The sequence below is a fragment of the Formosa sp. S-31 genome, assembly GCF_051172795.1.
Lineage (GTDB): Bacteria > Bacteroidota > Bacteroidia > Flavobacteriales > Flavobacteriaceae > Formosa.
The window spans coordinates 535,976-562,727 of the sequence record NZ_JAENDK010000002.1; the positions used below are offsets into that span (position 1 = coordinate 535,976).

General features: G+C 34.2%; 25 protein-coding genes and 1 tRNA gene. 15 read left to right on the forward strand and 11 right to left on the reverse strand.

Translation table 11 applies throughout. From position 1 onward, the window contains the following. Positions 1 to 3 precede the first annotated feature (3 nt). The 5 genes from I3217_RS02635 to I3217_RS02655 are packed head-to-tail and all read left to right on the forward strand — an operon-like array spanning position 4 to position 4,156. On the forward strand, positions 4 to 711 hold the full coding sequence (locus I3217_RS02635) for a 16S rRNA (uracil(1498)-N(3))-methyltransferase (RefSeq protein WP_435048176.1): 708 nt from the start codon (positions 4 to 6) through the stop codon (positions 709 to 711). A 1-nt stretch (position 712) separates the two neighbouring features. Beyond that, a complete protein-coding gene (locus I3217_RS02640) occupies positions 713 to 1,354 on the forward strand; it encodes a DUF4159 domain-containing protein (protein ID WP_435048177.1) in 642 nt (213 codons plus the stop codon). Positions 1,355 to 1,359: 5 nt separating this feature from the next. Beyond that, positions 1,360 to 1,863 (forward strand): TrmH family RNA methyltransferase, encoded by a 504-nt coding sequence (locus I3217_RS02645; RefSeq protein WP_435048178.1) that lies wholly within the window; start codon positions 1,360 to 1,362, stop codon positions 1,861 to 1,863. 21 nt (positions 1,864 to 1,884) lie between these two features. Continuing rightward, the gene (locus I3217_RS02650) at positions 1,885 to 2,970 is read left to right on the forward strand and encodes an AI-2E family transporter (protein WP_435048179.1); all 1,086 of its coding nucleotides are present in this window, start codon (positions 1,885 to 1,887) and stop codon (positions 2,968 to 2,970) included. A gap of 7 nt (positions 2,971 to 2,977) precedes the next feature. Then, a complete protein-coding gene (locus I3217_RS02655) occupies positions 2,978 to 4,156 on the forward strand; it encodes a THUMP-like domain-containing protein (protein WP_435048180.1) in 1,179 nt (392 codons plus the stop codon). A 6-nt stretch (positions 4,157 to 4,162) separates the two neighbouring features. Here the strand turns inward: I3217_RS02655 and I3217_RS02660 are convergent, their stop codons facing one another. Then, on the reverse strand, positions 4,163 to 4,546 hold the full coding sequence (locus I3217_RS02660) for a YchJ family protein (protein ID WP_435048181.1): 384 nt from the start codon (positions 4,544 to 4,546) through the stop codon (positions 4,163 to 4,165). 3 nt (positions 4,547 to 4,549) lie between these two features. Continuing rightward, positions 4,550 to 4,708: a hypothetical protein gene (locus I3217_RS02665; protein ID WP_435048182.1), complete on the reverse strand. Its 159-nt coding sequence runs from the start codon at positions 4,706 to 4,708 to the stop codon at positions 4,550 to 4,552. A gap of 140 nt (positions 4,709 to 4,848) precedes the next feature. On the opposite strand from I3217_RS02665, the gene I3217_RS02670 reads away from it, so the two are divergent. Continuing rightward, positions 4,849 to 5,511: an HAD family hydrolase gene (locus tag I3217_RS02670; RefSeq protein ID WP_435048183.1), complete on the forward strand. Its 663-nt coding sequence runs from the start codon at positions 4,849 to 4,851 to the stop codon at positions 5,509 to 5,511. Positions 5,512 to 5,522: 11 nt separating this feature from the next. Here the strand turns inward: I3217_RS02670 and I3217_RS02675 are convergent, their stop codons facing one another. Next, on the reverse strand, positions 5,523 to 6,299 hold the full coding sequence (locus I3217_RS02675) for a glycoside hydrolase family 25 protein (RefSeq protein WP_435048184.1): 777 nt from the start codon (positions 6,297 to 6,299) through the stop codon (positions 5,523 to 5,525). Positions 6,300 to 6,631: 332 nt separating this feature from the next. Between I3217_RS02675 and I3217_RS02680 the strand changes: the two genes are divergently transcribed. Further along, the gene (locus I3217_RS02680) at positions 6,632 to 9,073 is read left to right on the forward strand and encodes an ATP-binding response regulator (RefSeq protein WP_435048185.1); all 2,442 of its coding nucleotides are present in this window, start codon (positions 6,632 to 6,634) and stop codon (positions 9,071 to 9,073) included. On the opposite strand, the gene I3217_RS02685 is transcribed toward I3217_RS02680, so the two are convergent. Then, entirely contained in the window at positions 9,063 to 10,433 is a 1,371-nt protein-coding gene (locus I3217_RS02685; RefSeq protein WP_435048186.1) for a sigma-54-dependent transcriptional regulator, read from the reverse strand. The genes I3217_RS02680 and I3217_RS02685 overlap by 11 nt on opposite strands. 186 nt (positions 10,434 to 10,619) lie before the next feature. Beyond that, positions 10,620 to 10,694: transfer RNA gene (locus I3217_RS02690), tRNA-Pro, on the reverse strand. A 90-nt stretch (positions 10,695 to 10,784) separates the two neighbouring features. On the opposite strand from I3217_RS02690, the gene I3217_RS02695 reads away from it, so the two are divergent. From I3217_RS02695 to I3217_RS02720, 6 genes are all read left to right on the forward strand, one after another. Next, positions 10,785 to 11,891: a PQQ-dependent sugar dehydrogenase gene (locus I3217_RS02695; RefSeq protein ID WP_435048187.1), complete on the forward strand. Its 1,107-nt coding sequence runs from the start codon at positions 10,785 to 10,787 to the stop codon at positions 11,889 to 11,891. 34 nt (positions 11,892 to 11,925) lie between these two features. After that, entirely contained in the window at positions 11,926 to 12,534 is a 609-nt protein-coding gene (gene udk, locus I3217_RS02700; RefSeq protein WP_435048188.1) for a uridine kinase, read from the forward strand. After that, entirely contained in the window at positions 12,531 to 12,860 is a 330-nt protein-coding gene (locus I3217_RS02705; protein ID WP_435048189.1) for an FtsB family cell division protein, read from the forward strand. Before udk ends, I3217_RS02705 begins: the two co-directional genes overlap by 4 nt. Next, positions 12,853 to 14,214, forward strand: coding sequence for a methylmalonyl-CoA mutase subunit beta (locus I3217_RS02710; protein ID WP_435048190.1), 1,362 nt, complete (start codon positions 12,853 to 12,855; stop codon positions 14,212 to 14,214). The genes I3217_RS02705 and I3217_RS02710 overlap by 8 nt, the downstream gene beginning before the upstream one ends. A gap of 316 nt (positions 14,215 to 14,530) precedes the next feature. Beyond that, positions 14,531 to 15,082 carry an HNH endonuclease gene (locus tag I3217_RS02715; RefSeq protein ID WP_435048191.1) on the forward strand — a complete coding sequence of 184 codons (552 nt, stop codon included), beginning with the start codon at positions 14,531 to 14,533 and terminating at the stop codon, positions 15,080 to 15,082. Between the two features lie 344 nt (positions 15,083 to 15,426). After that, entirely contained in the window at positions 15,427 to 16,389 is a 963-nt protein-coding gene (locus I3217_RS02720) for a hypothetical protein (protein WP_435048192.1), read from the forward strand. 64 nt (positions 16,390 to 16,453) lie between these two features. On the opposite strand, the gene I3217_RS02725 is transcribed toward I3217_RS02720, so the two are convergent. Genes I3217_RS02725 through I3217_RS02740 form a run of 4 tightly spaced genes read right to left on the reverse strand, consistent with a single transcriptional unit; the run spans position 16,454 to position 21,956 of the window. Then, positions 16,454 to 17,914, reverse strand: coding sequence for a lipopolysaccharide biosynthesis protein (locus tag I3217_RS02725; RefSeq protein ID WP_435048193.1), 1,461 nt, complete (start codon positions 17,912 to 17,914; stop codon positions 16,454 to 16,456). Further along, entirely contained in the window at positions 17,914 to 19,191 is a 1,278-nt protein-coding gene (locus tag I3217_RS02730; RefSeq protein WP_435048194.1) for a glycosyltransferase, read from the reverse strand. Before I3217_RS02730 ends, I3217_RS02725 begins: the two co-directional genes overlap by 1 nt. Positions 19,192 to 19,221: 30 nt before the next feature. Then, on the reverse strand, positions 19,222 to 21,645 hold the full coding sequence (locus I3217_RS02735; protein ID WP_435048195.1) for a YfhO family protein: 2,424 nt from the start codon (positions 21,643 to 21,645) through the stop codon (positions 19,222 to 19,224). 29 nt (positions 21,646 to 21,674) lie between these two features. Further along, complete coding sequence (locus I3217_RS02740; protein ID WP_435048196.1) at positions 21,675 to 21,956, reverse strand: DUF4834 family protein; 282 nt, start codon at positions 21,954 to 21,956, stop codon at positions 21,675 to 21,677. Positions 21,957 to 22,069: 113 nt separating this feature from the next. Here I3217_RS02740 and I3217_RS02745 point away from each other — a divergent pair, with 113 nt between their 5' ends. Further along, positions 22,070 to 23,035: a transporter gene (locus I3217_RS02745; protein ID WP_435048197.1), complete on the forward strand. Its 966-nt coding sequence runs from the start codon at positions 22,070 to 22,072 to the stop codon at positions 23,033 to 23,035. A gap of 27 nt (positions 23,036 to 23,062) precedes the next feature. Continuing rightward, entirely contained in the window at positions 23,063 to 24,181 is a 1,119-nt protein-coding gene (locus I3217_RS02750) for a GTP cyclohydrolase (protein WP_435048198.1), read from the forward strand. 71 nt (positions 24,182 to 24,252) lie between these two features. On the opposite strand, the gene I3217_RS02755 is transcribed toward I3217_RS02750, so the two are convergent. Both I3217_RS02755 and I3217_RS02760 read right to left on the reverse strand, forming a co-directional pair. Then, positions 24,253 to 25,509, reverse strand: a complete 1,257-nt coding sequence (locus I3217_RS02755) for an aminotransferase class I/II-fold pyridoxal phosphate-dependent enzyme (RefSeq protein ID WP_435048199.1) — start codon at positions 25,507 to 25,509, stop codon at positions 24,253 to 24,255. Positions 25,510 to 25,651: 142 nt separating this feature from the next. Then, complete coding sequence (locus I3217_RS02760; protein WP_435048200.1) at positions 25,652 to 26,692, reverse strand: PLP-dependent cysteine synthase family protein; 1,041 nt, start codon at positions 26,690 to 26,692, stop codon at positions 25,652 to 25,654. Between the last annotated feature and the right edge of the window lie 60 nt (positions 26,693 to 26,752).

Sequence of the window (26,752 nt, forward strand, 5' to 3'; positions counted from 1 at the left end):
CACATGCAATTATTTTACAATCCAGACATTGCCGAAAGCACCACGGAAATTACTTTTTCTAAAGAAGAAAGTAAACATATCGTAAAAGTTTTACGAAAAGGCACCGGAGATGTATTAAACATAACCAATGGTAATGGCTGGTTGTTTAAGGCTAAATTAACTATTGCCGATATGAGGCACTGTATTGCTTTAATTACCGAAAAGACCTTTCAGGAGAAACGCAATTACAGTATTCATCTGGCTGTCGCTCCTACAAAAATGAACGATCGCTATGAATGGTTTTTAGAAAAAGCTACTGAAATTGGAGTGGATAGCATCACTCCTATTATTTGCGATCACAGCGAACGAAAAGTAGTGAAACTGGAACGTTTCGAGAAAATTTTACAGGCTGCAATGAAACAGTCCTTACATTATTATTTACCGGAATTAAATAGTCCTGTTAATTTTAACGATTTTGTAAGTACACATAAAAACGAACAGCTGTTTATAGCCCATTGCGAAGAAACCGATAAAAAATCATTAAAACAAAGTATAAAACCTAATACCGGTATTACTATACTTATTGGACCGGAAGGCGATTTTAGCACTAAAGAAATTCAATTAGCCCTGAAGAATAATTTCAGTCCGGTAGCACTTGGAAACACCAGATTACGAACAGAAACGGCAGCTATAGTAGCCTGCCATACAGCGGCCTTAATAAACGAAATTTAATATGAGATTAGCGTACCTCATTATTGTATTGTTTTCATTTCAATATATAACTGCCCAGGATATTGCACTCCTGCACTATAATGGTGGAGGCGACTGGTATGCTAACCCCACTGCTCTTCCAAATCTGGTAAAATTCTGCAATGCTAACATACACACCAGAATCAACACGAAAGTTGAAAGTATAGAAACCGATAATCCCGATTTATTTCTTTATCCTTTTGTACATATGACGGGACACGGAAATGTATTTTTCAATGCAGATGATAAGGAAAATTTAAAACACTACTTAATTTCGGGTGGCTTTTTACATATTGATGACAACTACGGCTTAAAACCCTATGTTGAAAAAGCATTAAAAGATATTTTCCCGGATCAGGACTTTGTGGAATTACCGGCCACTCACGAGATCTTTAAATCGCCATATAATTTTCCCGAAGGTTTGCCTAAAATTCATGAACACGATGGCAAACGTCCACAGGCTTTTGCTTTATTTTATGAAAACCGGATGATTGTACTGTTCACTTACGAATCGGACCTAGGTGATGGCTGGGAAGACCCAGAGGTGCATAATGACCCGGAAAGTGTTAGACAAAAAGCTTTAAAAATGGGAGCAAACATCATAAATTATGTGTTTAATCACTAAGATACATGGAACAGCTTAACCATTACAACAGTACATTTACCAAAAGAACATTTCCAATTACACTAGTTTGCGATAATGTTACAAATGCCCCCAATATAGGAAGTTTGTTTCGAACGGCAGATGCATTTGGTATTGAGCAATTGATTCTTTGCGGCGACCATATTCCACTGGGAAGAAAAATGACTAAGACTTCTCGTGCTACAGAAAAATCTGTTCCTTTTGTAATTGAACAAAACACCTTAGATGTTGTTAAAAACCTTAAAGAACAAGGCTACCAGATTATTGCTTTGGAAATTACTAAAACGAGCATATCCTTAACACAGGCTAAGTTCAATCAGGAAAAACCTATAGCTATCGTTCTGGGAGATGAAAATTTCGGAGTATCAGAAACACTTTTAAATCTGGCTGATCAAGTAATACATATCGATATGTTCGGCCAAAACAGCAGCATGAATGTGGTTCAGGCTACAAGCATAATTTTGTACGAAATTACCAAACAAATTATATAACAGTTTATATATCTTTGTCTTATGAATTCAAAAATTATAGCCAACGGTATACTGCGGGCATTACTCACCATTATAGTGGTATCGCTTGTATTATTTTTACTTTATAAGATAAGATCTGTAATTATTTACCTTGTTATAGCTGCCGTAACTTCTCTGGTTGGCGGACCTTTAGTTCGCCTGTTTAAAAAGAAACTCAAGTTTAACGATAATCTTGCGGTTATCATAACCATGCTCACTTTTGTTGGATTATTTATTGGTTTAATCCTTTTATTCATCCCTTTGGTTATAGAACAAGGCCATAATCTATCTTTATTAAACATAGAAAAATTACAGGGTAATTTAGACAGCGTGTACCAGCAGGTGGCTCATTATTTCGAAAAGAAACATATTTATTTAAAACCCTCTTTAAAAGATTACCACTTATTATCTAAATTAGATTATTCTGCTATTCCTGAATTTCTGAATTCCTTTTTAAGTGGCTTCGGTTCTTTTAGTATTGGATTTTTCTCAGTTTTATTTATCTCATTTTTTTTATTAAAAGACAGACGTTTACTGGAAGACAGTTTTATGATACTTATTCCGGAATCTAAACAATCGCGTTTACGCAACTCACTGCACACTATAAAAGATCTTTTATCCAGATATTTTATTGGCTTACTCATACAAATTTCTATTCTATTTGTAATTTATTCCATAGTACTGTTTATTTTCGGCATTAATAACGCTATTGTCATAGCCTTTCTGTGTGCCTTATTAAATTTAATTCCATATATAGGTCCGTTAATTAGCGCCATACTTATGGCTGTTTTAACATTATCCAGTAATTTACAACACGAGTTTAGCGTTATTTTACCAACTGTTATTTACGTTTTAATCGGCTTTGGTGTTGCCCAGTTAATAGATAACTTTTTCAGTCAGCCCATCATTTTCTCCAGAAGTGTAAAGTCTCACCCGCTGGAAATTTTCCTTGTAATCATCATTGCTGGAATTCTTTTTGGTATAATAGGCATGGTAATCGCTGTTCCGGCTTACACTGCTTTAAAAGTAATATTGAAGGAGTTTTTATCTGAAAACAAGATTGTAAAACACTTAACTAAAAACTTATAGTTTTAATTTGAATCCATCACTTTTACATCCGGAAATACAACGCTTTATAAATGAAAACCTAAATTCCGATATCACAGGTATATTATTAAAAGGAACTGATTTCGAAGGAGTGGAAACTTTAGAGATAATTGAACAAATTGAAGCTAAAAAACGATGCAAAACAAAACTACCTAGTTGGTTTCAAGCCAAATCTATTTATTATCCCAACAAACTTAATATAGAACAAACCTCTTCTGAGTTAACTGCTAAACACAAAGCCAGTTTATTATCAGGAAACACTTTAATTGATATTACCGGTGGTTTTGGCGTAGATTGTTTTGCTTTTTCTAAAACGTTCAAAAAGGTAACGCACTCCGAAATTAACCCGAATCTGAGTGCCATAGTTAAACACAATTACAAGCAACTTCAAGTTGAGAATATTGAAACCATTGCTAAAGATGGCATAGAATATTTAAAAACCACGAAAGAAACTTACGACTGGATTTACATAGATCCTTCCAGGAGACACGATGTTAAAGGCAAAGTCTTTTTATTAAACGATTGTCTTCCAAACGTACCACAACAATTAGATCTGTTATTCTCAAAATCTGAAAATATACTGGTTAAAACATCTCCATTACTGGATATTTCTATAGGTCTGGATGAATTAAAGTATGTAAAAACCATTTACACTATAGCTTTAAATAATGAAGTGAAGGAACTTTTATGGGTTTTAAATAAAGACACCTCCCAGCCTTTAGATATTCATGCAATTAACATTACCAATACGCAAACAGAAACATTCGATTTTAATTTTCAGAATGAAATTAATACCGAAGCAGACACGGCTTTACCCTTAAACTATTTATACGAGCCTAATACTGCCATTTTAAAAGCCGGTGCTTTTAACAGTGTTGCAACTAAACTTCACTGCTTAAAACTGCATAAACACTCGCACTTATACACTTCGGAGCAACCAATTACATTTCCAGGACGCTCATTTAAAATTTTAAAAGTATTAGCATTCAATAAAAAACTTTTAAAACAGGAAGCTATAAGTAAAGCCAACATTACCATCAGAAATTTTCCTGGGACCGTAGACGACTTAAGAAAAAAATTTAAAATAAAAGATGGCGGAAATTTATACTTATTTTTTACCACAAATCTGAATAATGAAAAAGTGGTCATTATTTGTGAGAAAGCTTAATGTATCTTAACTCCCGCTCAAATAATACCAGCAGTTTTCTTCTTTAATAAATTTAGAATTTTCGTGTATCATTTGTAATTCACCGTGTTCCTGAAAAATAGCCTTAAACTCCACGAAACCCTCAAAATCCTCTTCTCTTCCCTGTTCAGTTTTTACAACATCCAGCTTAATCCAGTCTACCGATTTGGCCCATTTAACAATGGATTTCTTTTCGTTAAGCGGACGCGTAGAACGATGATGACTTTTCATTAAATAATCGCCATTGGCCAATACAAATGCCGAATAACGTGAACGCATAAGAGCTTCAGCTGTTTTTACGTCTAAAAGGTTTAAATGTGCTATTTCGCAACAGTCTTTGTAGGTTTTCCCACTACAGCAAGGACATTTCATAAGTTAATTATCAGGAGTATTAGTATTAGCTTGATTATAAATTGCTTTTAAACGCTCTTTGCGCAACTCCTTTTCCGTGCGTTCTTTATTCTTTTTACGCTGCATTAATTTAGAATGTTTTGCCTTATTCTTAGTGTTCTTCTCTTTTCCTTTCTTAGCCATTCCACGTTTAATTTCGATTTAAAATTACATCATTTTTTGGCACTACAATAACAATCTGTACAAAATTTTAATCGTTAATAATTACAAAATTGTACCCAAAAACCTGTTTTCCTTTTTTATCTTCGTAAACAAAAAATCTTATGTTAAAAGCTGCTTTATTTGATATGGACGGGGTAATTGTAAACACAGAACCTTTACACCATAAAGCGTATTACAGCATGTTTGAAACCATTGGTATTGACGTACCCTTATCACATTACCAAACTTATACCGGTCGTTCTACAATAAACACCTGTAAGGGTATTTGCGAGCATTTTAATTTACCCAATAACCCAGAAGAATTAGTGGCTTTGAAAAGAAAAGCTTTTAAAGCGCAATTTCTAAACGATCCTGAATTAGATTTACTTCCAGGAGTTTTAGACCTCATAAAAGACCTTTACAGTAACAATATTACTTTAGTATTAGCCTCATCGGCTTCTAATGTTACCATTAATGATGTGTTTACACGCTTTGACTTAAACCAGTATTTTAAGGGTAAAATATCCGGAGCCGATTTAGCAGCTTCTAAACCACATCCTGAAATCTTTCAGCGTGCTGCTGAAATAGCCGAAACTCCAACCGAAAACTGTATGGTTATTGAAGATTCTACAAGTGGCATTAAAGCGGCACATGCTGCCGGGATTTACTGTGTGGCTTTTAAAAGTCCGCATTCTAAAAATCAGGATTACACTTTAGCTAACAAGGTAATTTCAGATTACAGTGAAATACATTTCGAAAAAATTAAATCAGAATTTATAAGGTAAGTTTAATACATCTACTTAATCAGCAGATCTTTTAAATCGCTGTACGTTCCCTTAAAAATATTTAAATCGATAAAACCTTCTATACCTTCAACCTGGCCCTGTTCGGTAAACTGCCATATCGTCCAGGGTTTGGTAATGGGCTCTGTGTAATTTCCGTAATTGGCAATCCAAATGGGATATTTATCAAATTCCGGCGTATTTAAATATTTGCTGTAAAAATGGTCGCCTGTGTAAATTATAGGCGTTACATCGTAAAACTCTTCTATTTCTGTTAGCCAGCGCTTTACACCCATTTTTAAATTCTCAACCGATTGGATTGTCGATAAATTTTCTATATCTAAAATCGGCGGTAAATCACCTTTTCTCAAACGCACATGTTCTTTAAATTGATTGGCCTGACTAAACGAATGCTGGTTGGGCCTGTAATAGTGATACGCTCCTCTTATAATTTCTTTTTCCTTAATTGTTTCCCAACGCACTTTATACATACTATCAAGACCATCAACCCCCATAGTGGCCCGAATAATTAAAAATGCGATAGGTACGCTATCATTAATATAATGCACCTTATCCCAGTTAATTTCTCCCTGATAATGCGATAAATCGACACCATAAAGCGCATGAGGATATTCTCTGAAAATAATTTCGTTTTTTGTAGAAGCTGTAGACTCTTCCTGAGAAAACCTGTGATAAAGAAATTTTAAATCTATTCTAAATACATATGCACCTAAAACAAGCACTGCACATAGCATAAAAACTAGAATCCAAGTTACATAGGTTCGCTTCATGCATGCAAATCTAATATAAAATTGCAAAAAAAAACACATGGCGAAAACCATGTGTTTAAATTTGTATTACTAAAATTAGTAATACCCCTAATTAACTAATAGCTATACAAATTTAAACCATAACCATTTAATAGAGTTACGGTTTTCCCGTAATTCTATTAAAAAATTTACTTTTTTTTAACTCAATCAATTAAAAATCAAAGCTATTAATCCCTAAACGAAAATTACTGCTCTTAAAATCAATCCAGCTTTCTCTTAAATAGTGAAAAAGCATCAGGAGTTGAATCTGACATTTCATGTAATTTTAACCAACAATTCCTTAAATTCACAATATGGAAAGCTCGAATCGGAAAATTACATTTAAAGTTGTTATTGGCTATATAATACTAAGCATAATTGCCTTTGCTACAGCGTATCTGGTATTTTCTGAAATTAAAGAGTTTGTAAATCTGCAACGCGAAGAAAGCAGCGACAAAAACAAGTTAATACAAGTTGGAAATTTGATTGCTGATATTTACGAAAACGAAAGTATAGCAAGAGCTGCTATTCAGGAAGGTTCTCAGCATCAGTTTGAGATCTACATTAATAAAAATGAAATGCTGAACAGAAATATAGACAGTCTTTCCAAGCAACTGGATAACGAAGTTCAGGTTCAGCTTTTAGATAGTGTAAAACTATTATTGAGTACTAAATTCAGCAACATTGAAGCTTTAAAGCGCATTAAACAGGATAATATTTCGGAACGTTCTATAGATAATGCTTTAAAAAAAATTACTAAAATAGAATCGTCCATTGGCAGACTAACACTCGAAGATTTTGCCGAAAATCCCGACGAACTCAACCCGGAAGTCCGGAAATCGGTTGAGGAATATATTTCCATTTTAAACAAATACAACCCCAATAACGACAAATCCAACGTAAGCCAGAAACAACTGGACTCCATAGTCATTGCGGCTCGCGATATGTTAATACAGGTAAAGCAGGATGCGCTTACCCAACGCAGTAATCTGTCTGAAAAAGAAAGCAATCTTATAAAAAGCGATTTAAATGTATCTCAAAGCTTAAGGAAATTACTTTTCGCACTGGAACGGGAAATTTTAGAATACACTCAAAACTTAAATGAAGAACGCGACCTGGCTTTAGACCGAAGTATAACCATTTTAACCACTGCTGCACTATTAGGTACCGGTCTTATCTTTTTGTTTTCGTTTATCGTATTAAACGATTTCTGGAAAACACAACAGTACCGTAAAGATCTGGAAAAAGCCAATGCCTACACTTCTTCCCTATTACATAGCCGGGAGCAACTGATTTCGATGGTGAGTCACGATTTAAGAACACCTCTAAGCACAGTCACCGGTTATTCCGAATTATTAGATAAAACAGCAAAAGACTCGAAAAGCTCCTATTATACCGATCGTATAAAGACTGCTGCGCAATACATGAAACAACTGGTGGACGATTTACTGGAGTATTCCAAGCTGGAACGCGGAAAGATAACTATAGAGCAGATTCCGTTTCTAATAAAACCGATTATTGATGAAGTGGTTAGCAGTGTTCAGTCGGTGTATCCAGACAAAAATCTCAATATTATAATAGAACACGACAAAGCTATAAATGCCGCCATTATAGGAGACCCGTTTAGAATCCGACAAATTCTGTACAACCTCGTAGGTAACGCCTATAAATTTACCGATGCTGGTTTTATAAAAATTAAAACCAAATACTCAGAAAAATCTAAAGACAATCACATATTAAACATTACAGTTTCAGATTCCGGTATTGGTATTCCGCTTGAAAAGCAGGCTATCGTTTTTGAAGAATTCACTCAGGCAGAACATAATACAGAAACTAAATACAAAGGTTTTGGTCTGGGCCTAACTATTTCTAAAAAACTAGCCGAACTATTAAATGGTAATTTAAGTTTTACCAGCAAACCCAAAGAAGGCAGTGCATTTACTTTAAGTTTACCTGTGGTTTTCGCAAAAAAGGAACTTAATAACGGTAAAACATCAAACAAACCCTTAGCTAAAAATTTACATGTCGTGGTGGTTGATGATGACGCTTCTTTACGCCAATTAATTACTGATATACTGCAAAACCAGAACATTAAAATCAGCACGTTTGAAACGGCTAATGGAGCCCTGGACAATCTTCAGGAAATTCCATTCGATTTAGTATTAACAGATATACAACTCCCTAAAATGAACGGCTTTCATTTTATGGAAACTTTAAAACAACAACCTTATTATAAATCACAACCCATAATAGCTGCTACGGGACGGAAAGATCTGGAAGCCAAAGTATATACCGATAGTGGATTTTCAGATATCCTTTTTAAACCCTTTTCGGCGGAACAAATTCTTAGTTGTCTTTCAAAATGGCTGCCTCAATCCACGATTAGTCAGAAAAAAAATGCAACGACTAATACTTCAAACCGTTTTAAATATTTAAATATCAACAGTATTTCGGATTTTTTAGGAGATGATGAATCCTCTTTAAAAGATACTTTAAAACTTTTTGCTTCTGAAACGAAAGAAAATTTAAAACAGCTGGATTTACATTATGAAAATCAGGACATAACAGGTATTAAATCCGTTTGTCATAAAATGCAAACCATGTTTAAACAACTTCACATTCAAACCGTAATCCCGTACTTAAATTTCTTAGAAAGAGAAGCCGCTATAAACCATCCCGATTTAGAAAATGCCTATCTGAATATCAAATCAAAAACCAGTCTGGTATTAGAAGAAATTGAATCGTTTATAAACTAATTTCGTATTCTTTAATTTTATTGTAGAGCGTTTTTCTGGTAACATTAAGCAATTTGGCAGCTAGTGTTTTGTTATTGTTCGCCTGTTCCAAAGCTCTTAAAATAAGTTGTTTTTCGTTATCTTTTGTAGACAAGTTTGTTAACGGTATATGGGGTGTAGACAAATTATCCTCATTATTGTCTTCAAACAACTCCTGCGGTAAAACTCTGGCTTCAATAATCTCACCTTGAGTTAGTAAGGTTGCGCGTTTTATTACATTGGCAAACTCTCTTAAATTTCCTGGCCAGGCATACGTTTGAAATAATTTTAAAACTTCGTCTGAAAAACCGACCACGTGTTTGTTCAGTTTGGAATTTGCTTTTTCCAGGAAATAATCGGCAAACATTATAATATCGTCTTTGCGCTGTTTTAATTCCGGAACCTTAATCGTGAATTCATTTAAACGATGATATAAGTCTTCTCTAAAATCTCCTTTTTCTACAGCTTGTACTAAATCTTCGTTTGTAGCTGTAATCAATCGAATATCTACATCAATTTCCTTACTGCTGCCAATGGGCTTAATACGTCGTTCCTGCAATGCACGCAATAACTGCACCTGGTTTTCATAAGATAAATTACCGACTTCATCCAGAAATAATGTTCCTCCATTAGCTGCTTCAAAATGTCCTTTTTTGTCGTTAATAGCTCCGGTAAACGATCCTTTTTTATGACCAAAAAATTCACTCGATGCGATTTCCTTAGGAATGGCTCCACAATCAACAGCTACAAATGGCTGATTTTGTCTTGAACTATGTTTATGAATGGCTTTAGCAACTACCTCCTTACCTGTTCCACTTTCACCTGTTATTAATACAGACATATCTGTAGGTCCAACCAGATCGATATACTCTTTCAGTTTTTTGGAAGCAGCACTAATACCTATAACGAAATCGGAGTCTGATTTTGGCGTAGTTTTTACTGGTTCAGACTTTACTTTGGTTTCCGTTGCTTGTGAAGCCGTGTCCGTATGCAAGGCATTTTGTATAACATGCAACACTTCATCCTGATTAAAAGGTTTTGAAATGTAGTCTATAGCACCTTGTTTCATCGCACTTACAGCAGTAGATACTTCGGCATAACTTGTCATTAAAACTACCGGTATTCGCTCCTTTTTTTGATTTACCAAAGCGAGTAAGTCCATCCCGCTCCCATCTGGTAATCGTAAATCTGTAAAAATAAGATCAAAATCAGACTTTTCAATCAGGGCTTTTGCTTCCTCAAATCCATAAACTAAAATTACATGGTATTGATGCTTCTCTAAAAAGCGTTTTAGCATATTTGAAAATGCTACATCGTCTTCTATTAATAGGATAGATTTCATTAATCGTTTTGAAAACGGGAGTTTACCCCTGTTGCTTTGGTAAAATTACACAAAAATTGAAGTGAGGTAAAATATCTCATCCTTTTTTAGATAACTTTAATTTTTTAAAAGAATCGGGGCTGATCTGTACTAAAAAACAAAAACCTTGACAATATAAATATTATCAAGGTTTTTTAATGTGTTTTGTCGGGGTGGCAGGATTCGAACCTGCGGCCTCCTGCTCCCAAAGCAGGCGCGATAACCGGGCTACGCTACACCCCGAAAAATTATCGAGGTGCAAATATATACATTTTCTTTAAAAACAAACAATTTTTATGAGTAAATTGTATAAAATATTTCAATAATATTCAGATGAAACTTTTAACATATTTATTGTCAACTCTTTTACTCCTGCAATTAAATTCATGTGCGCAGAACAATACTACTGAAACAACTCAATATTCCTATGAGATTGTTGTTCCTGACTTAAAAATCCCGTGGGGTTTTGTATTTTTACCGGACCAAAGTATATTAATTACAGAAAAATCGGGTGTGTTGATTCACTATAAAAATGGTGAAAAAACAGAAATTTCCGGACTACCCGAAATAGAAGTCCTCGGACAAGGAGGCTTACTGGATATTTGCCTCCACCCCGATTACACAACCAATGGATGGATTTATTTCTCTTATGCCTCTTCTGAAGGCGAAGGCGAAGGTGCCAATACTGCCATAATGCGAGCACGTTTAAGTAACAACACGCTTATAGACAAAAATCTTTTATATAAGGCTGTTCCCAATACTACGAGTGGTCAGCATTTTGGTTCACGAATAATATTCGACAATAAAAACTATCTCTATTTTAGTATTGGAGAACGTGGTGAGCGGGACAACAATCCACAGGACCTAACCCGAGATGGCGGAAAAATTTACAGATTACACGATAATGGTTCCATACCTGAAGACAACCCGTTTGTAGCATTTCCCAATGCTAAAAAAGCCATTTTCTCATACGGTCACAGAAATCCGCAGGTGCTACTCTTTAACCCGCTTACTAATACTATCTGGGAACACGAACACGGCCCTCAGGGCGGAGACGAAATTAATATTATTGAAGCGGGAAAAAACTATGGCTGGCCCGTGATTACATATGGAATTAATTACAATGACACCCCTATAACCGACATTACAGAACTAGAAGGTATGGAGCAACCTGTACATTACTGGACACCGTCCATCGCGCCATCTGGCATGTGCTTAATAACTAGTTCCAAATATCCCGAGTGGAAGAATAATATTCTTGTTGGCGCTTTAAAATTTCAATATCTTGATCGTTGTATTATAGAAAACAACAAAGTAATTCAGGAAGAAAAACTCTTGGAAAACATTGGTCGTGTACGTTCTATAACACAGGGCCCAGATGGTTATATTTATGTAGGTGTAGAAAATGTTGGTATAGTTAAAATTATTCCCGAGAATTAATAGTAAATTTGTCCGTTCTTAAAAATGAAATCCCATGCTTATTATTGGACTAACAGGTGGTACCGGTTGTGGAAAAACCACTGTAGTAAATCAAATTTTAAACGAACTCCCTCCTGAAGAAGTTGGTGTAATTTCTCAGGATTCCTATTATAACGACACCTCTCATTTATCATTTGAAGACCGTGTGAAAATCAATTTCGATCACCCAAAATCTATCGACTTCGATTTACTTTATAAGCATCTTAAAGCCCTAAAGTCAGGACAAAGTATAGAACAGCCTGTATATTCCTTTATAGATCACAATAGAACCGGAGAATCTGTTTTAACTCATCCTAGAAAGGTTATGATCGTAGAAGGCATCCTTGTTTTTACACATCCGGAATTACGCGATTTATTTGACATAAAAATATTTGTTCATGCCGACAGCGATGAACGTTTAATCCGTCGTTTAAAACGTGATATTTCATACCGAGGTCGTGATATTGAGGAAGTCTTAAACCGCTACCAAAACACTTTGAAACCCATGCACCAGCAATTTATTGAGCCTATGAAAGAATATGCAGATATCATCATCCCTACCAATAAATACAACACTGTTGCCATAGATATTGTTCGCACTATTATAAATGAAAAACTACTATGAAGTTTAAATTTCTAAACCATAAATACGTTAAGCCTTTTAAAAACGGATACCTGCTAATTGGTATTGGTTTTGTAGTCTGGATGCTGTTTTTTGATAGTAATTCATTTTTAATTCACAACGAATTAAATAGTGATATAGACGACTTAAATGACGAAAAGGACTATTATATTAACGAAATAACAAAAGACAGAAAAGCGATTAAAAAATTAAGTAGCGAAGAAGGTCTTGAAAAATTTGCTCGGGAAAATTATTATTTAAAGCGGGAAAATGAAGATATTTATATCATAGAATATCAGGATAGCTTAAAAACTAAAGACATTGAGTAAGACCAATTTGTTTGACGAATTTCAACCGGTTAGTGCAAAAAGCTGGAAACAGCTTATACAGTTCGATTTAAAAGGTAAAGATTATAACGATACTTTAATCTGGCAAAGCCTGGAAGGCATAAATGTAAAACCATTTTACAGTCAGGAAGACCTAAACTCAGAATCTTTTGAAAACGAAAAAAGTACGCCCTGGCATATTAACGAAGCAATTTATGTTAATAACGAAAAGAGTGCTAACTCTAAAGCCTTTGAGGCTATAAATTCAGGCAGTGAAAGTTTTACCTTTGTAATACCTTCACCCCAATGTAATTTAGATACATTACTAAAAAATCTTCCTCTAGAACAGCTTCCTATTTATTTCGAATTGAAGTTTTTATCGCATGAATTTGTAATTACATTAAATAATTTTGCTAAATCTAAAAATGCAATATTCTTTGTAAACCTTGATCCAATTGGATATTTAACGGAAACAGGAAACTGGTTTTACGGCTTGCAAAAAGATCTAGACCATTTACAAACCATGATTGATACTTGTAAAAATTTAAAAAGTACCCTAAGTATTAATGCCGGGCTTTACCAAAATGCAGGAGCTACAATGGTACAACAATTAGCCTATGCCCTGGCCCATGTTAATGAATATCTTGTCAGATTAAATAATTTAAATCCAGAATTTATAGTTTTTAAAGTTAATGTAGGCTCTAATTATTTTTTCGAAATTGCGAAACTAAAAGCCCTACGCTTACTTTGGAGCACCTTAACTCAAGCGTTGCAAATACAGTGTAAATGCCATATTCTCGCTGGGCCAACCAAACGCAATAAAACCATTTTTGATAGCAATACCAATTTACTACGTTCTACCACAGAATGTATGAGTGCGGTATTGGGAGGTGCTGATAGTGTTTTTAATTTGGATCACGATGCATTATTCAAAAAAGAAAACAACTTTAGTCGTCGACTTTCAAGAAATCAACTGCTAATTATTAAACACGAAAGTGCCTTTAACAAGGTAAACAATCCTACCGAAGGTGCCTATTTTATCTCTTCGTTAACTGAGCAGCTCGCTGAAAAAAGTTTAGCATTATTTAAAGATTTAGAAGCTAATGGCGGATTTTTAACACAACTGAAAGCAGGCATCATTCAAAAGAAAATTAAAGAAAGTGCTCGAAAAGAACAAGAACTTTATGATAACAATGAGATTGTTCTGGTTGGTACCAATTACCAGGAGATTTCAGAAGATTTAGAGGATAGATTAGAATTGTATCCTTTTATGAAAATAAACCCCAGAAAAACGCTTTTAGAACCTATAATTACCAAACGACTAGCCGAAAACACAGAACAGCAACGCTTAAAATAAGGCAATCTATCTAATAAACTTAAAAATATAACACCTCAATAATCAGCTTACTATTCACTCACTTAAATCTTCTTTAATTAAGTAAGTTAATAGTATTTTTGCTGTCTTTTTTATTTTTTAATATAAACGCTTTTCTCTTCAATATAATTCGAAAATTCATTTCCACTTAAGTAATCACCTTTAAATCAAACATTTATTTCTGTTGTTTTAAAAAATAATGTATTTTTACTCAGATAATTACATTATCTCCTCAAGATTCTACGTATCGCTTGTCACCTACCCGCTATTTTACCCTAACAAAAAAAAAAGAATACTCATGATACGTAATTATTGGAATGAAAAATGGAAAGAGATAAAATTTGACGAGACAATTTCTGAAGATGAAAAATTTAAAATATCTAATTACGGAAGAATAATAAATTGTAAAGACGACGAAGAATTTCTTGTAAAAAAATACTATATCAATGGCTATCAGAATTTACCATTAAAACAAAAAAAGAATGGTAAAAACACCAGTAGATATGTCCATAAACTTGTAGCAGAACATTTTCTGGAAAAAAACGATGGTGTTTGTGTTATCCATTTAAACTACGATAAAACAGACAATCGCGTCGAAAATTTAAAATGGGCTACAAAAAAAGAAAAAGAACTGCATCAGTTTAGTAATCCGGAATATAAAAATCTGGTTCGCAAAATCCCTTGTACAGCCAAACTAACAGAAACGAAAGTTAAGCTTATTAAACGTAAAATTAACGATCCTAAAAGGCGTACACGAATGAAAATGATTGCCAAACAATTTGGCATTTCCGAAATGCAATTGTATCGCATAAAATCTGGAGAAAACTGGGGCAAAGTAACTGAAAAATAAATCTTTTTAAATCGCCTATATCTTATAGTTTATTCACGATATAAAAGTGATTAAACCGAAAGGTTATGTTGTATAACAAGTCGAATTTCTTCTAATCAAGTTACTCCAACTGAATACTCAACTCCCTAATTCGTTTATTACGAATACCTCATTAATACAACATCTACTATTTCTTAATTTCTTATCTCTCCCCCCTATTCTTTTGATTTTTAATAACTAAAACACTCAATAAACTTCAATTTCCTTAACAAAAACACCATTTAAATACGATTAATTTAAACCTTAACACTTTTTTGGCATGTTGTTTGTAACCTTATTAACATTAACCCTTAAACTGAAGCATTATGAAAATTTTATTTACACTGTTATTTACATGTATGTTTTTACCGACGGGCATTTATGCTAATACAAATTACAACGCGCCTGATTCACATACCACATATTACAATCCGAAATCATTTATTTTCATTGAACAAGGTGTCGAATTCTCTATTTTTCAGGACGGACAATTCGATTTTTACATGCCTTCAATACACAATACTGTAAATTTCTCCATTAATTCACCACATGCTAACTTTAGCTTTAACACGGGGTATAATTACAATCCGTATGTGCAGTACGATCAGTTTGGAGCTATTATACAGATTCAGAATATTCCGTTATTTTATGATTATTATGGCCGTATTTCCAGAATAGGAAATGTTTTTATTAACTACAACAGCCACGGCTTTGTCAGTCTCATAGGAAATATGAATATTTTTTATTCCAACCGAACATTTTCACATTGTTCAGGGTTTATAAATACTTATAACAGACACTATGTTTACAGACCATGGCATAATCATTACCGCATTCCGCCAAGAAATTATTGTGTAGTGTATCATACGCCTTACCGAAGAAATTACAAACCTGTACGCCATAAATATACCAGACCCTATTACAATCAACACTCAAGGCCGTTAGTACAACACTCTAAAAAATATAATAGCAATCGGAATACAAAAACGTATTCTTCTTCCAGAACTAGTAAAAACAATACACGATATACTACAAATTCAAGACATAGTGCAGAAAACAAAACCAGAAACTATTCTAGAAATTCATCATCAAACCGTACGACTACTACAAATAAAACAGTAGAACGAGGCAGACATTTAAATTCAGAAAACTTTAACACAAACAATCGTAATTCTAAACAACCAAAAAAGGGAAATTCCCGTACATATACTAAACGAGATTCATCGCAATCTCAAAACATAGGAATGAATACTTCCAATTCATCAAATTCCAGAAAAAGTAGACGATAACTTCATAATATTAGAGGAAGGTTCTGCGATAAAGTTTGCCCCAAAGCGATTCGCAGGATTTTCCTTAAAACACGTTTTTCCACATTTTATTTATAAGCCCCGTTATATCAGCGGAAAGATTAAAACGATACACGATAGAACCATAAAATAAAGCTACTAAAATTCCTTTTAGGGCAATATTTACGATAGGATAAAAGGAAAAATCCCAAAAGTAAAACACAAGGCTCATAGTAAAAATAAGAACAAAAACCTTTAATGTTTCTTTTGTAAATGGCTGCATTTTAAATTTTAAATACACATACCCTATCTTAAAACTATTGTATAATAGAACCGAAATAAAAGTAGCATAAGCGGCTCCATTAATACCATATTCAGGAATAAACCACATATTTAACAATACCGAAATTACTGCTAAAAAAGCACCTTGTAACAGCACCATACGATAATAATCACTGTTAAAAAGAATCGCATTATTATTTCCTAACAGATTATCAAACAGTTTAGCAATGCCTATTAAAAAAACGACAAGCAGGCCATTACTAAATTGCTCTGGTATTAAGTTATAAAGTTGATTTATATTTAAAATAATCAACAAATAAATAAAACCACCTATAATAAATAGATTCAGTGAGGATTTCTGATACAGCGTTTTAAGCTCTGCCTTATTGTTTTCATTCAAATATTTTGCTGTTAGCGGGTTTGTTATCTGATGCATGGAACGCGCCGGAACCCCGATTACCGTTGCAATATAAATTGCAACACCATAATAGGCCACATTTTCCAATACATTATAATGCCCTATCATAAATTTATCGATCTCCAGAATTATATTAGCTACTGAGCCCGCTATAATTATTAATGCACTATATTTTAAAATACTAGCAATATTCTCTATTTTATAAAATTTAATGACCGGTCGTTTAATACTAAAAGCATATAACATCATTAAAAATGTACGCAAAACATACACGCCTACTATCCATATAATAAGCTGATCTGCCGAAAGTAAGTTTAGATATAGACATAACAATAATATCATGGTTCCCAAACGGTGAAAAACCTCTTTCATAAAGTTTCCAAATACCGTTTGCAACTGTACTTTGGCCCAGGCATAAAACACTTCGAAATAAGCAAATGCAATGGCCGACACATAAATTAACCAAACATAATTCTTAACCAGTGCATTATCCCGGGAAATCCAGTTGCTAATTACTTCGAACCCTAAAACACCAACAATACCTATGGGGATAATTATTGCTAAAGGAAGAAATAAAATCAAGGTTAAAAAACTATTTTGCGATTGCCGTGTTTTAAACGTCGTATAAAACTTAATAATAGTATTATTAACGCCAAAAGCCATAACAGGCATTAGAATATTTGCTGTGGATAAAATAAAAGTTATCAATCCAAAATATTCATCGCTTAACAAAGTGGTGAACAAAAACAACGTATTTATAGCGCCAAGTCCGAAACCAAAATAGGTTACCAGTGTATTTTTTATAGATTGGTTTAGTACAACTCCCATTATACTAATTTTGCTAAGGTGGCTGTTAAAGATTTCCTGCTGTATTGCTGTAAGCCAATCGGGAACGATTCTAATCTCCCCCCCTTAAACGCTTTATAATGTGTATAAATTTGGTCCTTTAAGGCATCATAGTCATTATAATAAAAATAATTCCCTGTATTGGTTTCCTTAATAATACGTTCAACATCAGATCCCTCTGGTCCTAAGGCCAGAATTGGTCGGTTAGATACCATATACTCAAACAGTTTACCCGGAATAATACATTGGGTATCTGGAGAATCTATTTCGATAAGCAATAATAGTTGAGACTGCTTTTGAAATACAATAGCTTCTTTATGGCTTACATAGCCAAAGTTTTTATAATACGCCAACAAATTAAATTTTTCCAGCGTATTTACAACCTCCTGACTTACACTTCCCACAATGTGTAATTTAAAATCGGAAGCAAAATCATCATGACTGTTTATTAAATCCTGTAATACCCGCCACAGCATTTTCGGATTCCGCTTAGACAATAAAGATCCGATATGTGACAATGTAAATTGTTCGTCTCTGATTATCGTCCCTGATTGTTCTGTATCGTAACCATTCGTTATTACATGGATAGGTCGCGTTGTAATAGATTCGAATTCTTTTTTGGTAACCTGACTTGTCACCAGAATATCATCAGCACTATTTAACACCTTATTTTCAAGGCTCTTGTGTTTCCTTTTTGATTCTTCTGTTAACTTTAAGGCTTTGTGGTATCCTATGGTAGTCCACGGATCTCTAAAATCTGCTAACCATTTAATATTCAAACTCGATTTTAATTGTAAACCTATTAAGTGTAAACTGTGAGGTGGTCCTGTAGTTATTATTGCATCAACCGGGTGTTTTACCAAATACGCTTTTAAATACTTTACAGATGGTTTTACCCAGGATATTCTGGCATCCGGAATAAAAAAGTTTCCTCTAACAAACAACATCAGCTTCTCAATAACACTTTGCTGTGTGTTTTCCGAAATAATACCTTTACTAATAGTCTTGGATTTACTTTTGGAAAATAAGGCAGCTAATTTATATGGTTCTTTAATTGGCTGTTTTAAAATTGTAACCTCTTTTAATTGCTCCTGACTTAAACTTTCGTCTATAATAGGGTAATTAGGATTATCCGGAATATATACTATAGGTTTAACGTTAAATTCCGGTAAATACTTTACAAACTTAAGCCAACGCTGTACTCCCGGACCACCTGCCGGCGGCCAGTAATAGCTAACTATAAGTACCGTCTTATCCATAAATCAACTCTGGTTTTACAGCACTAAAAATTAAACGTCTTTAGTGTTGATATTTCTTTTAAATGTAAAAAATAACCCTAATAGTAAACATAAACCCAGAATTGCCGAACTGGCTAAAGCAATCTTACTACCCTTCTCTACAACCTCAGGCTCAAACTTAAATTCTATTACATGTTTGCCTTTAGGTACATCTAAACCTCTTAAAATATAATCTACACGTTCGTGAGGTACCGAAACATTATCTATATAGGCATTCCATCCTTCGGCATAGTAGATTTCAGAAAACACAGCAAAACCATTATTCGGGTTATCTGACTGGTATTTAATATAATTTGGACTATAACTTAACACCTTAATCGAAGCCAGAGAATCCACGGCATTAATTTTAAACTTTATACTTTCCGAAGTACTAACAGCTATTCGCTTATTATCTAAGCTATCTAATTCCAGAATTTCTTCGTTGGCAGAATCAACATGCTTTACCTGTTCCACAAACCAGGCATTTCCATTAGCATCGGTATTCTCATAAGGAAAAACCTGTCCCTGTTCGTTCTGTGCTATAACATACTTCGTATTAAGCATATTAAGCACATTTATATTGTTTTTCGAAATGTAAAAATTAAATACCTCATTATACCTACCTAATTTAGCTGCATGATATCCATTTAAAGAGTTATGAAAATAAGATGCTCTTGCTGCTCCCGAAGTTACATCAAACACTCTAAAATACGTTGTATCCTTTAAAATTTCTAAATCGGCTGCATTAGCCTGGAACGGTTTATTAATCTGTAATGCCGACTTAAAATCATCGTTGTTAACGTATCTTCTGTCTACACCAACCAAATCAAACACTATTAAACCAGCCAGCACAACAGTTGTCCAGGTTTGTGAAAGCTTCTGCTTTAAGTGAACAAAAATAACTCCTGCAGATAATACTACTAAAATAAGTGTTCTAATTGTATCACTAACCATCATGCTTACGCGGTCTGCTCGAATAGCATCAATAAAATCCTGACCGTAATTCTGACGATAATACCCATCGTTCCCGCCTACAAAATCAAAAAATACACCTTTAAATATTAACAATATTAAAGCCAGTCCAGCTGAAATTCCCACACTGTATTTTAAAGCCATTAATTTCTTTTCATTAGCGTTTGATGGTTTAAACATTTCAACCAGTCCTAAAACACCTAAAACAGGAATACATAACTCCAGAATAACCTGAATAGAACTTACAGCTCTAAACTTATTATACATAGGCACATAATCGATAAAGAAGTCCGTAAGAAAACTTAAGTTCTTTCCAAAAGACAACAATAAAGATAGTACTGTACCTCCAACAAGCCACCATTTTAAACGGCCCTCAACCAAAAATAACCCCAATACAAACAAAAACAGAATAACCGCTCCAACATAAGCAGGCGCTTCAACAATTGGCTGATTTCCCCAATACGTTGGTGTCTGCTTGGCTATTTCCATAGCCTGTAATGGTGTAGCTCCTCGTTTTAAATTAAACTGGTAATATTCTGAATCTTTCCCTACGTCCTCATGGCTTCCGCCACCATATAATCTAGGTATAAATAAATTAAGTGATTCCCCGATACCATAACTATATTCGGTAATATAATCTTTATCCAGACCGGTAGTCACTTCTTTTGGAGAACCATCTTCAGTTATAGTTAAAGCACTCTGTCCTCTGGTACTTTCCTTAACATACTCTTGAGTAGCCATAATATTTGTGGCATTTAAACCAATAGCTATTATTACTGCGACTACAAGTATGCCTACCGATTTGAAAAAATGCGGTAGTTCCTTTTTATTGTAAAAATCGATAAAATAAGCGACTCCTAAAACAAGAACCAACAACAGCAAATAATAGGTCATTTGAAAATGATTGGCCACCAGTTCCAGTCCCATGGCTACAGCAGTTAAAAGAAATCCTCCTATATATTTTCGCTGAAAAGTAAGGATAATACCACTTAAAACTAATGGCATATAGGCTATAGCGTGAGCCTTGCTATTATGCCCCACTCCTAGTATTATAATAAGGTAAGTGGAAAACCCAAAAGCTAAAGCTCCCAGAGCAGCAAGCTTAAAATCTACCTTAAGGGTAAGCAGTACTATATAAAACCCTATTAAATACAGAAATAGGTAATCGGCTGGTCTTGGTAAAAAGCGTAAAGCTAAATCAAGTTTTTTTATGTAATTATGAGGATATTTTGCTCCTAGCTGATAGGTTGGCATACCACCAAAAGCACTATTCGTCCAATACGTTTCTTCTCCGGTTTTAGTCTTAAAATCCTTTTGTTGCTTAGACATTCCAATATAGTGCATAATATCACTCTGGAAAATCTCTTTACCTTTTAAAACCGGACTAAAATAAGCTAGGGAAATAAATATAAAACCAATAAAAACTAAAACGTGCGGTAAGAAGCGTTTATATGTAAATGCCATGAATATGTGTTAAACTTAGAATGCGAAAATTAATCAATTTCTTCGTAATCTACATATTCACCCACATTTTTATTTGAAGTTTCCTGCTTTGGCATTTTATCAATTATCACTTCCCCTTCGCGATCTTTGGATTGATAATTTCCTTGTTGATTTGCATTAAACTGACCTCCAAACTTTTCCTCAGCTTTTTTTACAAAAAATTTCATTATTGCAGGTGCAAACAAGCGTAACAAAATTTTCCCACCATACCAGATGAGTAAAAGTATTAAAATTGTTCTTAGAAGTCCTGTCGCCGAAGCGTATTGAAGCATAACTATTCTTTTCAGCAAAAATACAACTCTTATGTTTTAAAATGAATTGTAAATTGATAAAAAAAATATAAAATCTATATCTTTGGAGGCTAAGACCACAAATTAGAAAACCTATGAAAACCTATTTAACTGTATTAATTTGTTCCCTCCCGCTATTAGCTTTCTCACAGTATACCGAAGTTATAAACTCCAACCGACCTGGGGTTTCGCAAAGTGCTTTTGCTGTTGGCCCTAATGTTATTCAGTTTGAAGCTGGTCCGTATTACACCAAAGAAAAACACACGCCTCTGGAATACGATGTAAAAGGTATGGGAATAGACTTTACAGCCCGATACGGCTTGTTGTGGGAACCGTTGGAACTTGTCTTAAACGGAACGTTTCAAAGAGATAAATTTACAGATAATCGTTCGGCAATTTCGGCAGACTATACACGATCAAATTTCAAAGCCTTAACGCTTGGAGCTAAATATCTGGTATACGATCCTTATAAAAATGCGGAAGAAGAAAAACCTAATATTTACAGTTGGAAAGCCAACAGAAAATTTAAATGGAGTAGATTAATTCCAGCTGTTTCGGTGTTTGCTGGTGTAAATTACGACACAAAAGACAATCCATACACAGCACCTGGACTTGATGGTGTTAGTGCGAAAGTTGCTTTAATAACGCAACACAATTTTACCAATGGCTGGGTATTTGTAATGAACTTAATGGGGAATCGAATAGGGTCGTCCGATTTTGAAAAACAATATATCTTTACTTTAACCCACGGTTTTAACGAAAAATGGGTTGCTTTTGGAGAGTATCAGGCTATTGATGGTAGCTTTTATTCCGATGATTTATTTCGTCTTGGAGGCGCCTACCTGTTAAACAAAAACTTTCAAATAGACACAGCTGTTACTTTTAATGTTAAGGATACGCCATCGGTATTTAGTTTAAATTTAGGAGCATCTTACCGTCTCGATTTTCATAAAGATAAAGAACCGGATGACAATGGAACTTCAGCTCAAGAAGAAGAAGAACGTCGTATAAACCGTGAAAAAAGTACTAACGGAAGCTCAGATTTTATCATTCCGGATTAAGATTAATACATAAATTTGTTTTCATAAATGATTACAATTAAAGAAGTTCACTCAAAAAAAGAATTAAAAGCATTTATTAAATTTCCTTTTGCCTTATATAAAGGGTCTCCGTATTGGGTACCTCCTATCATCAGCGAGGAAATGGAAGCCTTTGATAAAACCAAAAACCCCATATTTCAAGACGCCGACGCTCAGTTGTTTCTAGCCTACAAAGACAATAAAATTGTAGGGAGAATTGCGGCAATAGTAAACAAACTGGATTTAAATAAAGGAGTTAATAAAATTCGTTTCGGTTGGTTTGACACAATTGATGATATAGAAGTTACCAAGGCCCTTCTAAATCAGGTAAACGACATAGGCAAAGCCAATAAACTTGAATACATGGAAGGTCCTATGGGCTTTTCTAACCTTGATAAAGTTGGTGTACTTACTGAAGGTTACGACCATATTGGTTCTATGGTAACATGGTACAATTACCCGTACTACGTAACTCACTTAGAGCAATTAGGATTTACTATAGAAAAGGAATATCAGGAAAATAAATTCCCTTTTAAAAATGTAAATCCCGATTTCTTTTTACGTATTCAGAATTTAATTAAAGAACGCTATAAACTAAAACCGTTAAACTTCAAAAAATCTGAAGACCTCATGCCTTATGTCGATCAGATGTTTGATTTGTTTAATAAGAGTTATGCCGATTTATCTACTTTTGTTGAAATTACTGATTTACAAAAAGCGTATTTCAAAAAGAAGTTTATCTCTTTTATAAACCCAGAATTTATAAAATTTGTAGTCGATCAGAATAACAATATGGTGGCTTTTGCTGTTGTAATGCCTTCTTTTGCTGAAGCCTTACAAAAGGCAAAAGGGAAGTTATTTCCCTTTGGATTTATGCATTTATTAAAAGCTAAGAAAGACTGTGAAACTGTTTCTTTCTATCTAATAGGTGTAGCGCCGGAATATCACAATAAAGGTGTTACAGCCATTATTTTTAATGAATTCTATGAAACACTAAAACGATACAATGTAAAAAACTGTATTCGAACGCCAGAACTGGAGAATAATTTAGCCTCCGTTCAAATTTGGAAGCACGTAAACTCTAAAACTTACAAGCGCAGAAAAACGTATAAAAAAGCCCTTTATTAATTTCTAGAGGGTATAAAAAAAACCGAAACATTAAATGTTTCGGTTTTTTTATATATAATATGTTACAAGCTTTATTCCATAGCTGCGGCTACAGAAGCTGATAAACGTTTATAAGTTCCATTTTCCAATCTTGTACGAATCGCATCGAAAGCGTCAAGTGTTTCATTAACATCTTCCAGAGTATGTGTTGCTGTAGGAATTAAACGCAATAAGATCAATCCTTTTGGAATTACAGGATACACGACGATAGAACAGAAAATACCATGATTTTCGCGTAAATCCTTAACTAGAGCCATAGCCTCAGGAATACTTCCTTTCAAATATACAGGGGTTACACAACTCTGAGTGGTTCCAATATCAAACCCGCGTGCTTTTAAACCTGATTGTAAAGCATTAGTATTTTCCCAAAGCTTATTTTTAAGTTCCGGCATGGTTTTAAGCATTTCTAAACGCTTTAAAGCACCAACTACTAATTGCATTTGTAACGATTTAGCAAACATTTGAGATCTTAAATTATATTTTAAATAATCTATAATTTCTTGATCTCCGGCAATAAACGCACCTGTACTGGCTAAAGATTTTGCAAAAGTGGCAAAATACACATCAATACCATCCTGCACACCTTGCTCTTCGCCTGCTCCGGCACCTGTTTTACCTAAAGTACCAAAACCGTGAGCATCATCAACTAAAAACCTAAAGTTATATTTCTCTTTTAAGGAAACTATTTCTTTTAAACGGCCTTGCTCTCCACGCATTCCGAATACACCTTCAGAAATCACTAAAATCCCTCCTCCGGTTTGTTCAGCCATTTTAGTAGCACGTTCAAGGTTTTTTTCTAAACTGTCAATGTCGTTGTGTTTATAGGTAAAACGTTTCCCCATATGTAACCGAACACCATCTATAATACAGGCATGCGCATCAACATCGTACACAATAATATCGTCTTTAGCTACCAAAGCATCAATAGTCGATACCATTCCCTGATAACCAAAGTTTAATAAGTAAGCCGCTTCCTTACTTACAAAAGAAGCTAATTCGTTTTGTAACTTTTCATGAAGATCTGTGTGTCCAGACATCATTCTCGCTCCCATAGGATAAGCCGAACCGTATTGTGCTCCAGCTTCTGCATCTGTCTTCCTTACTTCCGGGTGATTTGCTAATCCTAAATAATCATTAATACTCCAGGTAATTACATCTTTCCCCTGGAATTTCATTCTATTAGATATTTGCCCTTCAATTTTAGGAAACACGAAATATCCCTCTGCCTGAGACGCCCATTTTCCTAAAGGACCTTTATCCTTATATATTTTATCAAATAAATCTTTCATGTAAGCTATTAATCTTTATTATGCAGCAAAATTAACTATTTATGCATTTCTAACATAATATATTCGCATGCATTATCAACAAACTTAATAACAAAGCACACTGAATTATAATAAAATAATAATTAGTGTGCTTTGATATGTTTTATTTTATGAATTGGATATTTTGAGCAGCTTCTACATTTACACTGTCAAAGAATCCTTGTTCGTTCATCCACTTATCGCTATAAACTTTACTCATATAACGCGACCCGTGGTCTGGGAAGATAACTACCACCAAGTCGTTTTCAGAGAATTTACCCTCTGCTTCCAATTGTTTAATAGCCTGCATTGCTGCACCGGAAGTATATCCTACAAACATTCCCTCGGTTTTGGCTATTTCTCTGGCTGTATGGGCACTAGCCTCGTCTGTAACTTTTACAAATTCATCTATAACATCAAAATCTGTAGCCGAAGGAATCAGGTTTTTACCTAAACCTTCAATGCGGTAAGGATAGATTTCCTTTTCGTCGAACTCTTTAGTTTCGTGGTATTTTTTCAACACCGAACCAAAAGCATCTACACCTATAATTTTGATATCTGGATTTTTCTCTTTTAAATACTTCGCTGTGCCAGAAATTGTTCCACCTGTACCACTACATGCTACAAGATGCGTAAGTTTTCCTTCTGTCTGATTCCATATTTCTGGACCTGTAGAGTTATAATGCGCATCAATATTTAATTGATTAAAATACTGATTGATATAAACAGAGCCTTTAATCTCGTCATGTAAACGCTTTGCAACTTCGTAATACGATCTTGGATCGTCTGCACTTACATTTGCCGGACAAACATAAACTTTAGCTCCCATAGTCCTCAACATATCTATTTTATCTGCTGAAGATTTAGAACTTACGGCTAAAATACATTCGTATCCTTTAATGATACTTACCATCGCTAAACTAAATCCGGTATTCCCCGAAGTTGTTTCAATAATGGTATCGCCTGGTTTAATTATACCTTGTTTTTCGGCTTGTTCTATAATATAAAGTGCAATTCTGTCTTTAGAAGAATGGCCAGGGTTAAAGGCTTCGACTTTGGCGTAAAATTCGCCACTACACTGAGAAGTAATTTTATTTAGCTTAATTAAGGGAGTATTTCCCACTAAATCTAGTACGTTATCAAAAACCTGATTTTTGTGTTCCATATATGCTATTTAAAAGCTACTTTAGATTAGTAAAATAACTAAAACCTGACAAAAATAAGC